The sequence below is a fragment of the Zhouia amylolytica genome (assembly GCF_900116365.1).
GTDB classification, from domain to species: domain Bacteria; phylum Bacteroidota; class Bacteroidia; order Flavobacteriales; family Flavobacteriaceae; genus Zhouia; species Zhouia amylolytica.
On sequence record NZ_FPAG01000009.1, the window covers coordinates 121,248 to 137,220 of the forward strand.

At 37.8% G+C, this 15,973-nt stretch carries 14 protein-coding genes; 8 read left to right on the forward strand and 6 right to left on the reverse strand.

Features of this window, described 5'->3' with window-relative positions; all coding sequences use genetic code 11:
* Positions 1 to 17 precede the first annotated feature (17 nt).
* The 3 genes from BM361_RS15205 to BM361_RS15215 all read right to left on the reverse strand — a co-directional run bounded on the left by BM361_RS15205 (position 18) and on the right by BM361_RS15215 (position 3,051).
* Positions 18 to 1,043: an asparaginase gene (locus BM361_RS15205; protein WP_074979933.1), complete on the reverse strand. Its 1,026-nt coding sequence runs from the start codon at positions 1,041 to 1,043 to the stop codon at positions 18 to 20.
* A gap of 62 nt (positions 1,044 to 1,105) precedes the next feature.
* Entirely contained in the window at positions 1,106 to 2,233 is a 1,128-nt protein-coding gene (locus BM361_RS15210; RefSeq protein ID WP_038266900.1) for a 1-acyl-sn-glycerol-3-phosphate acyltransferase, read from the reverse strand.
* A 50-nt stretch (positions 2,234 to 2,283) separates the two neighbouring features.
* Entirely contained in the window at positions 2,284 to 3,051 is a 768-nt protein-coding gene (locus tag BM361_RS15215; RefSeq protein WP_074979934.1) for a TatD family hydrolase, read from the reverse strand.
* 78 nt (positions 3,052 to 3,129) lie between these two features.
* On the opposite strand from BM361_RS15215, the gene BM361_RS15220 reads away from it, so the two are divergent.
* A complete protein-coding gene (locus BM361_RS15220; protein ID WP_038266906.1) occupies positions 3,130 to 3,576 on the forward strand; it encodes a retropepsin-like aspartic protease family protein in 447 nt (148 codons plus the stop codon).
* A 499-nt stretch (positions 3,577 to 4,075) separates the two neighbouring features.
* On the opposite strand, the gene odhB is transcribed toward BM361_RS15220, so the two are convergent.
* Both odhB and BM361_RS15230 read right to left on the reverse strand, forming a co-directional pair.
* The gene (gene odhB, locus BM361_RS15225) at positions 4,076 to 5,293 is read right to left on the reverse strand and encodes a 2-oxoglutarate dehydrogenase complex dihydrolipoyllysine-residue succinyltransferase (protein ID WP_038266908.1); all 1,218 of its coding nucleotides are present in this window, start codon (positions 5,291 to 5,293) and stop codon (positions 4,076 to 4,078) included.
* Between the two features lie 31 nt (positions 5,294 to 5,324).
* Complete coding sequence (locus tag BM361_RS15230) at positions 5,325 to 8,126, reverse strand: 2-oxoglutarate dehydrogenase E1 component (protein ID WP_038266910.1); 2,802 nt, start codon at positions 8,124 to 8,126, stop codon at positions 5,325 to 5,327.
* Positions 8,127 to 8,441: 315 nt separating this feature from the next.
* Between BM361_RS15230 and BM361_RS15235 the strand changes: the two genes are divergently transcribed.
* From BM361_RS15235 to BM361_RS15270, 7 genes are all read left to right on the forward strand, one after another.
* Complete coding sequence (locus BM361_RS15235) at positions 8,442 to 8,954, forward strand: c-type cytochrome (RefSeq protein ID WP_074979936.1); 513 nt, start codon at positions 8,442 to 8,444, stop codon at positions 8,952 to 8,954.
* A gap of 55 nt (positions 8,955 to 9,009) precedes the next feature.
* Positions 9,010 to 10,923, forward strand: a complete 1,914-nt coding sequence (nosZ, locus tag BM361_RS15240; RefSeq protein WP_394364648.1) for a Sec-dependent nitrous-oxide reductase — start codon at positions 9,010 to 9,012, stop codon at positions 10,921 to 10,923.
* A 68-nt stretch (positions 10,924 to 10,991) separates the two neighbouring features.
* Positions 10,992 to 12,020, forward strand: coding sequence for a nitrous oxide reductase accessory protein NosL (locus BM361_RS17215; protein ID WP_317039407.1), 1,029 nt, complete (start codon positions 10,992 to 10,994; stop codon positions 12,018 to 12,020).
* Positions 12,021 to 12,033: 13 nt separating this feature from the next.
* Entirely contained in the window at positions 12,034 to 13,269 is a 1,236-nt protein-coding gene (gene nosD / locus BM361_RS15255; protein ID WP_074979939.1) for a nitrous oxide reductase family maturation protein NosD, read from the forward strand.
* Positions 13,266 to 13,973, forward strand: coding sequence for an ABC transporter ATP-binding protein (locus tag BM361_RS15260; RefSeq protein WP_038266922.1), 708 nt, complete (start codon positions 13,266 to 13,268; stop codon positions 13,971 to 13,973). Before nosD ends, BM361_RS15260 begins: the two co-directional genes overlap by 4 nt.
* Positions 13,966 to 14,748, forward strand: coding sequence for an ABC transporter permease (locus BM361_RS15265; RefSeq protein WP_074979940.1), 783 nt, complete (start codon positions 13,966 to 13,968; stop codon positions 14,746 to 14,748). Before BM361_RS15260 ends, BM361_RS15265 begins: the two co-directional genes overlap by 8 nt.
* A 340-nt stretch (positions 14,749 to 15,088) precedes the next feature.
* A complete protein-coding gene (locus tag BM361_RS15270) occupies positions 15,089 to 15,616 on the forward strand; it encodes an alpha-ketoglutarate decarboxylase (RefSeq protein ID WP_074979942.1) in 528 nt (175 codons plus the stop codon).
* Between the two features lie 4 nt (positions 15,617 to 15,620).
* Here the strand turns inward: BM361_RS15270 and BM361_RS15275 are convergent, their stop codons facing one another.
* A complete protein-coding gene (locus BM361_RS15275) occupies positions 15,621 to 15,971 on the reverse strand; it encodes a hypothetical protein (RefSeq protein ID WP_074979944.1) in 351 nt (116 codons plus the stop codon).
* Positions 15,972 to 15,973 lie beyond the last annotated feature (2 nt).

Below are 15,973 nucleotides of genomic sequence, written 5' to 3' on the forward strand. Positions count from 1 at the left end.
AAATTAAATCTGGTTTTTTAACTCATTTCTCCCCTTAAAGATGTTTCAAATACTGTTTTGAATGTTTTTTTGTTAATTCCAGCGCCCAAAAGGTACATCAGTTTGGCAATCGCTGCCTCAGTTGTTATATCTTTTCCGCTGATTATGCCCAACTCCTGGAGGTGCACACTTGTCTCGTATTGCCCCATATTCACACTTCCTCCTGAGCACTGCGTTACATTTACAATAAACTTCCCGGCATCAACTGCCTTTTGTAACACTTTATAAAACCATTCTTCCGTCGGAGCATTCCCAGCCCCATACGTCTCAATAATTACAGCCTTAATATAATCGTTATCAATAATACATTCAAAGCTGTGTTCATTAATACCGGGAAATAACTTTATAACAGCTATCCTGGCATCGAGATCTTTTCGAACCACCAATTCTTTATTAGTGGGTTTCAATAAATATTCTTTATGTACTTTCAAATGCACACCACTTTCTGCTAAAGCCGGATAATTCAATGATGCAAAAGCTTGAAAATGCTCTGCATTAATTTTTGTGGTACGATTGGCTCGATATAATTTATATTCAAAATACAAACACACCTCCTTTATTACCGGTTGGTTATTTTCCATCAATGAAGCAATTTCTATTGATGTAATGAGGTTTTCTTTTGCGTCGGTCCTCAGATCTCCAATAGGCAATTGTGATCCTGTAAAAATTACAGGTTTCGAAAGGTTTTCAAGCATAAAGCTTAAGGCCGAAGCAGTGTAACTCATGGTATCACTTCCATGCAAAACCACAAAACCATCAAAAACGGTATAATTATCTTCTATAATTTCTAAAATCCTTACCCATGAATCAGGATTCATATTGGAGGAATCCATAGGTTCTTCAAAAGATATGGTCGAGATATCACAATTTAAATGGGACAGCTCCGGGATGCGTTTCAAAAGCTTATCAAAATCGAAAGCTCTTAAAGCCCCGGTTTTATAGTCTTTGATCATCCCGATAGTACCTCCTGTATAAACCAGTAAAATATTGGGCTTCTTATTCATTTTAAATCTGAATTAAATGAATATACTTTTTAGATTTAATTGTTAAAAGCAGTCTGGCGAATTTAATCCAGACTCAACTTATTTTTTACGGGGTTAGCATACATTGCTAAAAAGTTCTGAAGTGCAACTGTATTATCCTTTTCCACCCTCCGTGCTATTCTTCTATCAAACTGACGCTTTTGCTTGTCAGAATATTCAGCACTAAAGCGATCCGTATTATTAAGCAAATCATAGGCCATATAATTGGATGGCCACAACTTATAATTCTTATGAATCTGTTCATCAATAACATCAGCCAGCATCTGATATTGTTTATTCAGTGTCTCTCCGCTATTTGCTATATCATCTAATTCATCACTTAATACATCTCCCACTGAAATATGAATGTGTTTCTTTTGACCCGTAGCTCCTTTTAATATAGAGTTAAAATCTTCATTATTTGACTTCACATACTCTTTATCATAATGCTTGGCCATCAACTCCGGCATCTTCAGCATATCTGTTGGATCATATTCGTATGATATTGAAACCGGAACAATTTTCAAATTCTTAAAATATTCCATCACATTCCCTTTTCCGGCAGCCAGACCTATCATTTTTAATACTCCCTGATGCGTAAGGTCATTACCATCTTTGGTTCTACCTTCTCGCTGAGCGATCCAAACGCTTCTTTTTTCATTTGTGACCAACTCCTTAATATATTCTGAAACCAACCTGGAACTTTGTAACATCTCTCTAGGTGTTAAACCGCGTCGAATAAGAAAGTTTCTATTCAACTTGGACAAAGCCATCAAAAAGGGCTTTTGAACCAGGTTATCCCCGATGGCTGAAGCAGTCATTATTTGCTCATGCTCATAGAGGGCTACATTCAATAAAGATGTATCCAGAATAATATCTCTGTGATTAGAGATAAACAAATATGGCGTATCCGCATCTAATTTATCAAAACCACTGGTTGAAAAACCATCAGAACTCCGCCCTATGACATTTTTAACTGCATAATAAATCACCTTTGTTTGAAAATCTCTTATGGAGTGACAGTTCAAAACTTCCTGTTGAATTTCATCAGCATCTTTATCAGGAAATGCAAAATGAAGCAATGCTTTTATCATAGGATGTGAATGAATTTGCTCTAAAGCAGTATTCACCTCACTATCTTTATACGGACGTATGTGGTCGAATTTCGTCAATGATTAGATTTTAGTTAAGCAAATGAACAAAATTTTGATGAGTTAATAAATTAAACACCAAAAACTTCTTTTGAATTCAAGGTCGTTTGTTCAACGATCTCTTCGAGTGATAAGCCATAAACATCTACAAGCTTCTCTGCAACATTCATTACATAGGCACTTTCATTACGCTTTCCTCTGTAAGGCGTTGGCGCTAAATATGGGGCATCAGTTTCTAAAACAATATGTTTTAAATCAATTTGATTTAAGAACCTGTCAATTTTACCATTTTTAAAAGTAACCACGCCTCCTATCCCGAGTTTCATATTATAGGATATGGCCTTGTGTGCTTGCTCTAAAGTACCTGTAAAACAATGAAAAATTCCATACAGGTTATCATCTTTATGTGCTTCCAAAACTTCAAAAACTTCGTCAAAGGCATCACGACAATGAATTACAATTGGTAATTTATGCTTTTTGGCTAGTTCAATCTGTCTTCCGAAGGCCTCTTGTTGTTCTTTTAAAAATGATTTATCCCAATAAAGATCCACACCAATTTCTCCTACGGCATAAAACGTATGTTTTTCTAACATTTCCTCAACGTGCCTGATCTCCTCCTTATAATTCTCTTTTACATGGGTTGGATGCAAACCCATCATCAAAAACACATGTTCCGGATAATCAGCTTCGAGGTTTAACATTCGTTCTGTATAGGCCGAATCAATGGCCGGAATAAAAAATCGCTCTACACCTTGGTCGATAGCGCGATTTATCATTTCATCTCTGTCATCATCAAACGCTTCACTATATAAATGCGTATGGGTATCTGTTAAAATCATGGCGCAAAAGTAATAGATTATTAATAGCAACAAAACTTTAAAGATTCTTTCGGCTATATTTGCTGAAAATTAGAACCTATGCAAAGCCTTAAAAAGTTTTTAACCGAGAAAGGTTATCATAAAATACCCCTTGTATTAACGAAGACAAACCATTTTGAGGTGGTTGCTACTGTTAATTCAATTGAAGGCAGGTTTATTCTTGACACTGGAGCTTCAAGCACATGCATTGGTTTTGACTGCGTCGATCACTTCGATCTTTTTACCGAGGAATCTGAAATAAAAGCCGCGGGCGCAGGCGCCATAAATATGGTAACTCAAATATCCAAAAAGAACAAATTAGAGATCGGGGACTGGAAGTTAAAGAAGCTGAAAATTGTGCTTTTTGACCTGACTCATGTTAATTCTGCATTAACTCAACACGACGCTTTACCGGTTCATGGAATCATTGGAGCTGATGTTTTAAAAAGGGGAAAAGCAATTATTGATTATCAAAAAAAATCACTATATTTAAGAAAGAATAAGTAACCGATCATCAAATCTTCTTATGCCTCCCCAAAATGCATCTTGCATTGTCACGTTGTGACTTCTTATCAGTTATATACATCATTCTTGTTTAACCTTTAACAATAACAAAAGTTTTATTTTCATTTTACCTCTGTTTTAAAGAATTCAGAGTTCGAGAACCTTTACAGGATTTTAAATATCCTGGTGATAATAGGACCCTAATTTTTCCCTCCTCATATTAAGCCCTATTAAAAAGGGGAAAATCCCCGTTGATTACTGTCTTAGTAATCAGCACCTTTGAAGTGCTATTAATCAATAAACTAGAACGCAATGAAATCAAATACTCAGAAATTGAAATTAAACACCGACGATTCAGTTTTAGCTATATTAATTATCGCCTTGACGATTATCACATTTCTTTTAAACTTACTTCTCATTATTTCACTTTAAAAATTTGTTTTGGAATAAAAAAGCCCGGAAGTCTCCGGGCTTTTTTTATTAAATCATAATTGAAATCTACTTATAACTCCAATGCCTTTTTAGGGTCATTATCCATTAGAAGCTCTACCGGGTTCTCGATCGCTTCTTTTACAGCTACCAAGAAACCTACAGACTCACGTCCGTCAATGATTCTATGATCATATGACAGCGCCAGATACATCACCGGAGCGATTGCGATCTGACCGTCTTTTACTATCGGACGCTCCACTATGTTATGCATTCCTAAGATCCCACTTTGAGGAGGATTAATGATTGGTGTAGACAACATACTTCCAAACACTCCTCCATTAGAGATCGTAAAGGTACCTCCTGTCATTTCATCTACAGTAATTTTACCATCACGTGCTCTGATAGCCAACCTCTTTATTTCAGATTCAACACCTCTAAAACTAAGGTTTTCAGCATTTCTCATAACGGGCACCATTAAACCTTTAGGCCCGGAAACCGCTACTGATATGTCACAAAAATCATAACTCACCTTGTAATCGCCATCGATCATTGAGTTCACGTCAGGATATAACTGTAATGCACGCACTACTGCTTTTGTAAAAAAGCTCATAAACCCTAATCCAACACCATGTTTTGCTTTGAAGTCTTCTTTATACTCACTTCTCAAGGCAAAAATAGCACTCATATCCACCTCATTAAAAGTGGTAAGCATGGCTGTTTCGTTCTTAGCAGAAACTAGTCTTTCGGCTACTTTTCTACGTAGCATCGAAAGTTTTTTACGAGATTCTCCTCGAGCTCCTCCACCAGGTGTTCCCATAGATGGTTTGGCTTTAATGGCATCCTCTTTAGTGATTCGACCATCTTTACCACTACCTTTAACCTGAGCAGGATTCAGGTCTTTTTCGGCTAATATTTTCTTCGCTGCAGGACTAGCTGTTCCTGTAGCATAGGTTTCTTTTTTAGGCGTATCGGCCTTTGGCGCTTCAGCCTTCACTTCTTCCTTAGCTTCTTCTTTAGGAGCTGTTGCACTCTCATCACCAGCAGGTTTTTCAGCTGATGTATCAATAAGACAAACAACTTCTCCAACTTGAACAGCATCACCTTCTTCCGCTTTTAAAGTAATGATACCACTTGCTTCAGCCGGCAGTTCTAAGGTTGCTTTATCAGAATCGACTTCGGCAATAGCCTGATCTTTTTCCACATAATCTCCATCATTCACCAACCACTCTGCTATTTCTACTTCTGTTATGGACTCGCCCGGAGACGGCACTTTCATTTCTAAAACCATTGTGTTTTATTTTAGGTATTTAAAGTGAGTATTATCTTCTTATAAAATTATCTAATTCTTTATCAAAAACGTATTCAATAACGCCTTCGTGACGTCTCTTGAATCTCATTGAACTTCCCGCTGCCGGTGATGCATAAAAACGTCTTGAAGCTACACGCCAATTTCTTGCCTCTTCAAGATGCAACATCAGGTGGCTCCATGCACCCATATTCCTAGGCTCTTCCTGTGCCCACACTACCTCTTCTGCATTGCTATACTTAGCAATCACTTCTTTAATTTTTTCGGTAGGCAATGGAAATAATTGCTCCAACCTTACCAAAGCAACATCTTTTCTACCCTTTTGTTCACGAGCTTCGAGGAGGTCATAATAAAACTTCCCTGTACAGAAAACCAAAGACTTCACATCTTTCGAATTTACCTCAGCATCATCTATAACAGTCTGAAAACTTCCGTTAACCAGTTCCTCAACTGAAGAAACCGCTTTAGGGTGTCTCAACAAACTCTTAGGAGTAAACACTATAAGAGGTTTCCTGTATTTGGATTTCATTTGTCTTCTTAACAAGTGAAAAAAGTTTGCAGGAGTGGTACAATCAGCCACGAACATATTGTCTTTAGCACACAGTTGCAGGTAACGCTCCATGCGCGCTGAAGAGTGTTCAGCACCTTGCCCCTCATAGCCATGCGGCAACAACATCACAAAACCATTTTGGGTTTTCCATTTATCTTCTGCAGCAGAAATATACTGATCGATCATGATTTGAGCACCATTGCTAAAATCACCGAATTGTGCTTCCCAAATGGTTAAGGTATCAGGGCTTGCCATTGCATACCCATAATCAAATCCTACAACCCCATACTCAGAAAGCAAAGAGTTATATATATAAAAATCACCATTCTGATTATCTCCAAGATTGTTCAATAACACAACCTCTTCTTCAGATTCTTCAACTTTTACCACTGCATGTCGATGAGAGAAGGTACCTCTTTCAACATCCTGGCCGCTTATACGAACATCAAATCCTTCCTGAAGTAAACTTCCATAGGCCAATAATTCTCCCATTGCCCAGTCTAGCTTATCAGTCTCAAAGAACATTTTGTTTCGCTCCCCGATAAGTCTTACAATTTTCCTCAGGAATTTTTTATCCTCCGGAAGGTTGGTAATGGTCTCAGCTATTTCTGTTAGCTTTTCTTTTGTAAAGGTTGTATCAACCTCTTTTATCATTTCATCTTCTCGAACTAACGAAAAACCTTCCCATTCATCTTGCATAAATGGTTTAATAATTGTTTTTTCTTCCTTACGAGAATCTTCGAATTGTTGTTCAAGAGATGCCTTGTACTCTGCCTCCAGTTTTTTTACATAACTGTCGTCAATAATCCCCTCGGCTTTAAGCTTTTCGGCATATATATCTCTCGCACTTTTATGTTTAGAAATCGCCTTGTACAGTTTAGGCTGGGTAAATCTTGGCTCATCACCTTCATTATGTCCATATTTCCTATACCCCAGCAAATCGATAAATACATCTCTACCAAATTGCATTCTGAAATCAAGGGCAAACATAACGGCGTGAACTACCGCCTCGGCATCATCGGCATTAACATGTAATACAGGTGACAAAGTAACTTTTGCCACATCGGTACAATAGGTCGAAGAACGCCCATCGATATAGTTGGTTGTAAAACCAATTTGATTATTTACTACAATATGAATCGTACCCCCGGTTTTGTATCCGTCAAGCAAAGCCATTTGTACAATTTCATAAGCCAAACCTTGTCCGGCAATAGCGGCATCACCATGAATTACAATAGGCAGGACTTTTGAAGTATCATTTTGGTAATACTTATCTTGCTTTGCTCTTGTGATCCCCTGCACCAAAGCTCCTACCGTTTCGAGGTGAGAAGGGTTCGGTACAATATTCATTTTTATATTCTTACCATTCTTGGTGTATCGGTCACTTGTCCACCCTAAATGATACTTTACGTCTCCATCAAAAATATCCTGTTCATAATCTTTGCCATCAAATTCGCTAAAGATATCATTCGCAGGTTTTTCAAAAATATTTGCTAAAACATTCAATCGGCCTCTATGAGCCATCCCCAAGACGAACTGCTCCACTCCGGCATCGGCTGCTCTTTCCACAATATTATCAAGCGCAGGAATTAACGACTCATTTCCTTCGACAGAAAATCTTTTTTGACCTACGTACTTGGTATTCAAAAAGCCTTCAAAAGACAACGCTTCATTAAGCTTTCTTAGGATATGCTTTTTCGTGTCCGGGGCAAAAGAAGCATGATTATCATTTTTATTCAGCCAATTCTGAATCCATTGATTTCTTTCCGGGTTTCTAACATACATGTATTCCACCCCGATGGCATCACAATATATAGACTCCAGATGTTTTACAACTTCTCTTAGTGAAGCTGGTCCGATTCCAATAATTTCACCTGCATTGAAAACCGTATCCAAGTCTTCTTTCAGCAGCCCAAAGTTTTCTATATCAAGTGTCGGGTAATATTTTCTTCTATCCCTAACCGGATTGGTCTTGGTAAAGAGGTGGCCTCGACTCCTGTATGCATCTATTAATCGTACTACTTGAAATTCTTTATGAAGGCGTTGTGGCACCTCCATTTTTTCTCCTGTGGCAGGCACTTCAACCGTCACCATTTCTCCTTCGGAAAAACTACTAGCAGGCTCTGCGTTTTCCAGTCCAAAATCGAACCCTTGAAAGAAGGCTCGCCAACTAGGCTCAACACTATCAGGGTTAATTAAATATTGGTCATATAAATCCGCAAAAAAAGCGGTGTGCGCCGCATTTAAAAAGGAATATTTATCCATGTTATAATCTAACTGTCTCTTTTTGACAAAAATTTGTACAAAAGTACAATATTCTCAATTAATGCATATATGTTTTATGATTAATTAAGATAAATTTATTCGATTGTTGCATAGATAAAAATTCTTTTCTGAAATTGTTAAAACATTCACTTCTGAACTCTGTTCCAACAAATGTTCTTTTTACTAATTAACACTAATTCTGAAAAAACATGAAATCATAAAAAGGATATGTTTATCCGAAATATGACATTTATCATTATTTGCCTCCAAAAGCCCTCTTACATTTGACTAAAATTATTTTAAACCAATTCAGCAATGAAACACATCATTAAAATCTCACTTCTGGCACTCATTTTCTTAATAACGAGTTGCGGAGGTGAAAGCAAGAAGGAAAAAGAGGGTTTTTCATACGAGCAAAAAACCGAAAAGAAGGCTGCACCTCAGGCAACTGCTAAAAAAGAATCAAAAACACCGGCATCACAACGCGTTGATTTAGACAATAAAGGTATCGGACCTGTAAAATCAGTAACCATTTCTGAACAAATAAATACTGAAATGGCATCTACAGGGGAAGCCCTATATAAACAATACTGTATGGCCTGCCATAAACCGGACAAAAAATTCATCGGACCTGCTCCTAAAGCAATATTAGACAGAAGATCTCCTGAATGGATCATGAACATGATCTTAAATCCTGAGCAAATGGTAAAGGAGGACCCCTTAGCCAAAGATCTTCTTGTGGAGTTCAATGGTTCACCTATGGCTAATCAGAACCTCACCGAAGAACAAGCAAGAGCCGTTTTAGAATATTTCAGAACCATTAAATAATAAGCTCATGAAAAAATCAATAAAAACCATTCTTTGCCTGAGCATTGGGATTACCATGTTCACAGGATGCAAACAGAACACGCAGGCACCAAGCAATAGTGCGTTGGCCTCCGATGTAGCCTCAAAGGTTTATGTTGCCCCTGGTGAATACGACGAATTTTATGCTTTTGTATCGGGAGGATTTAGCGGACAAATGTCTGTATATGGCATTCCATCCGGGCGACTATTAAAGGTTATTCCGGTATTCTCTCAAGATGCTGAAAAAGGGTACGGTTATAACGAAGAAACCAAACCGATGCTGAACACCTCTTTTGGATTTATTCCATGGGATGATGCTCACCACCCTGAACTATCGCAAACTGCTGGTGAGACCGACGGACGCTGGGTTTTCATTAACGGTAACAACACTCCCCGTATTGCAAGAATCGACCTCACTACTTTTGAAACTGCTGAGATCATAGAAATACCGAACAGTGGAGGAAACCACAGCTCTCCATTCACTACCGAAAACACGGAATACGTAGTAGCAGGGACACGTTTCGCAGTTCCCTACCCTCAAAAAGATATGTCCATAAAAGAATATAAAGGTAATTTCAAAGGCGCATTAACCTTTATTGACGTAGAAGAAGAAACGGGTCATATGGAGGTTGCTTTTCAGGTATTGATGCCCGGTTTCAACTACGATTTAGCGCATTCCGGGAAAGGAAAATCACATGGTTGGACTTTTTTCACCACCTATAATACGGAGGAGAGTAACACACTTATGGAGGTGGGTGCTTCCCAAAACGACAAAGATTATATTGCGGCCATCAACTGGAAGAAGGCCGAAGAATATATTGAGCAAGGAAAGTTCAAAACAATACCGGCTCAATATGCCCACAATGTTTATGACGAAAAAACACATATTGCAACTTCTGAGATGAAGAAAGAAGTACGTGTATTGGATCCGGCTGAATGCCCTGGCCTGGTATACTTCTTACCTACACCTAAATCACCACACGGGGTGGATGTTGACCCTACAGGCGAATACATTGTAGGTAACGGAAAACTTTCAGCAGATTTAACCGTGCACTCATTTTCTAAAGTGTTAGCAGCCATTGAAAACAATAGTTTTGACGGCGAAGCCTACGGTATTCCAATTTTAAAAATGGATGAGATCGTTGCAGGCGTAGTAGAACAGGCAGGCTTAGGTCCGCTTCATACGGAATTTGATGGAAAAGGAAACGCGTATACCACCTTCTTCATCTCTTCAGAAGTTGTTAAATGGAATGTTGGCTCCTGGGAAGTTGCCGACAGGGCTCCAACCTATTATTCTGTCGGACATTTAATGATTCCTGGTGGTGATTCTAAAAAGCCGGAAGGAAAGTACCTCGTAGCCCTAAACAAAATAACCAAGGACAGGTATCTACCTACGGGACCCGAACTTAATCACTCAGCTCAACTCTATGACATTTCAGGCGACAAGATGGAGCTATTACTCGATTTCCCTACCATAGGTGAGCCTCATTACGCCCAAGGAATTTCAGCGAGCAAAGTAATGAACAAATCTAAAAAATACTACCCTATCGATGAGAACGCACACCCTCATGCGACCAAGAGTGAGAGTGATGTTAAGGTGGTTCGCGAAGGCAATGTCGTACGTATATACATGACTGCAATTCGAAGTCACCTGAACCCGGATAATATTGAAGGTATCAAAGTTGGCGATAAGGTATATGTTCATTTAACTAATCTTGAACAAGACTGGGATGTACCTCATGGCTTCTCCATAATGGGTGCCCAAAATGCAGAACTTCTGGTTATGCCAGGACAAACTGAAACCCTTTACTGGGAACCAAAGCAGGAAGGAGTATACCCGTTTTACTGTACCGACTTTTGCTCTGCTTTACATCAAGAAATGCAAGGATATATAAGAGTTTCACCCGCAAACGCAAATGTACCTTTAAAATGGTCCATGGGTGATGATTAGTAATTAGTGGTTTCCTGTTGTTCTGAGGCAGGCCTCGCCTGCCTCAGAACTTCCAAAAAAATGAAAAAATGAAAAAGTTCGATAACATACTAATGCTACTGGCAGCACTCCTACTCTTATTGCTGTTTGTTTTCCCTATTTGGCAGATAACCCTTATCGCTCCTCAATATCCAGATGGTATATCATTATATATCTGGATTAATCAAATAACTGGTGACAGCCCTTCAACCTTGCAAAACATCAATATTCTAAACCATTATGTAGGGATGAAGTTTATAGAACCGGATGCCATTCCCGAACTCAGTTACTTCCCCTATATCATCGGAGGAATGAGTATAGCAGGCATCGTTATTGCCATCTGGGGAAAGCGAATTTTATATCTTATATGGTCCTCTGTACTTGGAATTCTAGGATTGTTAGGAATTTATGACTTTTACCTTTGGGAATATGATTATGGGCACAACCTTAGTCCTGAAGCACCTATCAAAGTACCAGGAATGGCTTATCAACCTCCTTTATTCGGCGAAAAATATTTATTGAATTTTTTAGCTAAATCATATCCTGAACTGGGCACTTATTTTATGTTTATCGCCATCCTTTTAGCTTTCACAGCTTTCTTCATTGGGCGAAGACGCAACAAAAAAATTAAGGCAGGGATTAAAGCAACACAGTTGGCAGCTATTTTAGCACTACCTCTGACTATAGTTTCTTGCGAAATCAAACAAGCTCCCATAAAATATGGCTCTGATGCTTGTCATTATTGTAAAATGACCATCGTAGATCCGCAACATGCGGCTGAGCTTGTAAACAACAACGGAAAAGTTTTTAAGTATGATGCTATTGAATGCATGGTCAACTTCCTGCTAAATAATTCGACATCAGATTACACCTTATTCTTAGTGAATGATTACCAAAACCCCAAAAAACTGATCGACGCTAAAAACGCCAATTATGTAATTAGTCCAGCCATTAGCAGTCCGATGGGAGCAAACCTATCAGCTTTCAGTGAGCGTCCTGAAATGGACAAGATCATTAAAGACGCGGGAGGCACGTATTACACCTGGGAGCAATTAAAGAATTATTTCAAAAACCAATAAACCTCATCGGGACATGAAACACCATACAATCATATCCTTGTTCGCGCTAATCTTTTTTTCTGTTGGAAATGGACAAACCATTAACGTTTGTAAAGATTGTCCTATTTCAGATTTAGCAATAGCCATAGAGCTGGCACAAAACAATGACACGATTGTAGTTTCAAATGATATTACCACCAATAAGCCTATTAGGATCAACAAAAACCTTACCCTCATAGGCAATGAATATCCAATAATGGACGGGATGAACGAACACGAAATTCTCACTGTTCAAACAGACTCTTTTACCATTAAAGGCTTTAAATTTCAGAATGTAGGACAGAGTTTCACCAAAGACCATGCAGCCATCAGACTAATAAAGTCTAAAAAATTCAAAATCGAAAGCAATCAATTCGAAAATGTATATTACGGCATCTTCCTTGAAAAATGCAGCAAAGGCCTTATCAAAAACAACATTATAAAAGGGAATGCCACGGTTGAATATAAATCAGGAAATGGCATTCACCTATGGCATTGTAACAACATTACCATAGACAACAATAAAGTATCGAACGTGAGGGATGGAATTTATTTTGAATTTGTAGATCACAGCAACGTAATTAACAATTCCAGTCATGACAATTTACGATATGGACTCCATTTTATGTTTTCAAACGAAGACCGCTATGAAAACAACATCTTTGAACGAAACGGAGCTGGGGTGGCGGTTATGTTTTCCAAAAAAATATCGATGCACGAAAATAAATTTCTCAAAAACTGGGGCACTGCTTCCTACGGTCTTTTATTAAAAGAAATATACGATGCTGAAATCACTCGAAACACCTTTGAAAAAAACACTATTGGTATTAATGCAGAGGGCTCAAACAGAATTGAGTATCTCGGTAACAACTTTATAGAAAACGGTTGGGCAGTAAAAATTCTCGGTGCTTGTTTTGACAATAACTTTACTAAAAACAACTTTCTCAACAACACCTTTGATGTTGCTTATAGCGGAAGATTGAACAACAATTCTTTTGAGAACAATTATTGGGGTGAGTATTCGGGTTACGATTTGGATAAAAACGGAATTGGCGATGTTCCACATCGACCCGTCAAGCTTTTTTCTTATATCGTAAATCAATCACCTGAAAGTATCATACTGTTAAGAAGTTTAATGATCGACGTGCTAAATTTTTCTGAAAAAGTTTCTCCAATTTTCACACCCACCGATCTATACGACAGCAAACCATTAATGAAAAAAGCCTTATGATCACGATTGAAAAATTACATAAGAAATTTGGCAGTTTAGAAGTTCTAAAAGGCATAGATCTGCAGATTAAAAGCGGTGGTGTATTTGCCATCCTAGGGCCGAACGGCTCGGGAAAAACCACCCTTATTAAAAGCATGCTGGGAATGGTAATTCCCAATAGTGGAGACATTTGGATTCAGGGAGAAAACATTAAGAAACAGTGGCGCTATCGGCATCAGGTGAGTTATTTACCCCAAATCGCTCATTTTCCAAAAAACCTAAAGGTTGCTGAACTCCTTAAAATGATCAAAAACCTTAAAAACAAACCTTGTGACGAAACCTCTTTGGTAGCTACTTTTAATCTGGCTCCATTTTTAAACAAAAACCTTGGTGACCTTTCGGGAGGTACCAAGCAAAAGGTAAATGCGGTCTTAACATTTATGGTCGACAATCCGATTATTATTATGGATGAGCCTACTTCCGGCCTCGACCCGGTATCTGTACTTGAACTTAAAAAAATCATTCTGGCGGAACGCGCCAAGGGAAAAACCATCATTATTTCTTCTCATATACTAAGTTTTATAGAAGAAATTTCGGACGAAATAGTATTTCTGCTGGACGGTAATATTTATTTCAAGGGGTCTGTGAGTAAACTCAAGGAAAACACTAATAAGTCTAATTTTGAGGAAGCAATTGCCTCTATTTTAACCACTAGTTATGCTTAAAATAATACGATATAGTTTTTTCGATCTGATAAGAAGCAGCTGGAGCTATGTTTACCTCCTGTTTTACCTTGCTCTCGGATTTGTATTGCTGTTTTTAAATAATGATATTTCCAAATCTGTTATTACCCTTATGAACATCATTATTGTTCTTACACCTCTTATTGCTACTGTATTTGGAATAATGTATTATTACGACTCCAGAGAATTTATAGAACTCCTCCTGGCACAGCCCATTAAAAGAACGAATATCTTTTTGGGTCAATATCTGGGTATTACTATTTCATTAAGCATGAGTTTAATTATAGGATTAGGAATTCCTTTTACCTTCTATGGCCTTCTCAATTCAGCAGCGATTTGGAATTTCAGCATGTTATTGATAACTGGTGTGTTTTTAAACTTTATTTTCGTAGCCTTAGCATATAATATTGCGCTCTACAATAACAATAAAATTAAGGGATTCAGCTATGTAATCTTACTTTGGTTATTCATGGCAGTCATTTACGACGGTATCTTCTTAATATCATTATTCATATTTAAAGACTATCCCTTAGATAATTTCTCTTTGGCAGCCACCATGTTTAACCCGATTGACCTTTCGAGAATTTTGATTCTACTAAAACTAGACATCTCAGCATTAATGGGGTATACCGGGGCTATCTTTAAAGATTTTTTTGGAACGATGCAAGGAGTGATCATTTCTCTATTAACCCTTGGAATCTGGATCATTATCCCCGCCTTAAACATTTACCGAAAAGCTACAAAAAAAGACTTTTAAAATGGTTTCAACCAAGCAATTAAAAACATCAAACTCACCACTACTTTCAATTAAGTGAAGTGGTTCATCTTTTTCATTTTTTGTTTTTTAGTTTTTAGCGTACTTGCCTTATTTCAATTCGGGGAATAAGGCAAGTTCTTTTTACTATCCCTCCACATTTTCAGAAGCCATCGTACCATCGCCTTTTTCACGATACATCCCTCCTTGTTAACTTTTATGATATAACAATGTTGGATTTTCTCAATTTTGTTTCGTAATTTGCTGATAGATCATCAAATATAACGTTAACACACCATTTCTAAGTCTATATAATGAGACGAAGATTTTTTTCTTTTTTATTATGAAAACCATCAAACTATTAACATTGTTAGCTTTTTTATTTCTACTCTCAACACCTGCCAAGGCTCAGGTTCGTTATAATTCAGGTCAACAGGATTTTTGGCAAAATGTTAGGTTTGGCGGGGGTTTAGGTTTAGGATTCGGTAATGGATGGTTTAGTGGCACCCTGGCACCGAGTGCCATTTACCAGGTAAACAGTCAATTTGCTACCGGTTTAGGATTAAACTTTAGTTACGCAGATCAAAAAGACGTGTACACAGCAACCATTTTAGGCGGTAGCGTTATAGGTTTATACAATCCAATTCCGGAGATCCAGGTATCCGGTGAATTTGAAGAGCTTCACGTGAACAGAAAATTTGAATATATAGGAGACAATATTCGCGATCAATACTGGGTACCCGCTTTATTCTTCGGATTGGGATACAGCACCAGGAATGTTACTTTTGGAATTAAGTACGATGTTTTACACGATGAAGACAAAAGCTTTTACGCCGATGCTTTTATCCCCTTCGTAAGGGTTTATTTCTAGGCGCTTAATATTTGTTTTTATACCACACCTTTTGCCATTCTCGTTTTAGAATCAAATAGGTTATTTGCTCTGAAAGCAACAGCGTATCTGAACCATCGAGTTTCTTCACCTGTTGCTCCGACACATCAACTATATATAAAAGATTAAGGTAATCCGAAAACCGCTCATTGATTAGTTTATAAACAAACTCATGCAGTGTTTGTTTCAGGGTAGTTGAATCGATGTTTTTTTTAAATTCCACTTCTGTATTGGCAAGCACCAAATCTTTATTTAACTGAATTATCAGCTTTTCATACAAATGCTCCTTTTGTGCATTTGAAAGCAATGACTCACTATTTGCTATTTCTTCGGTCATGA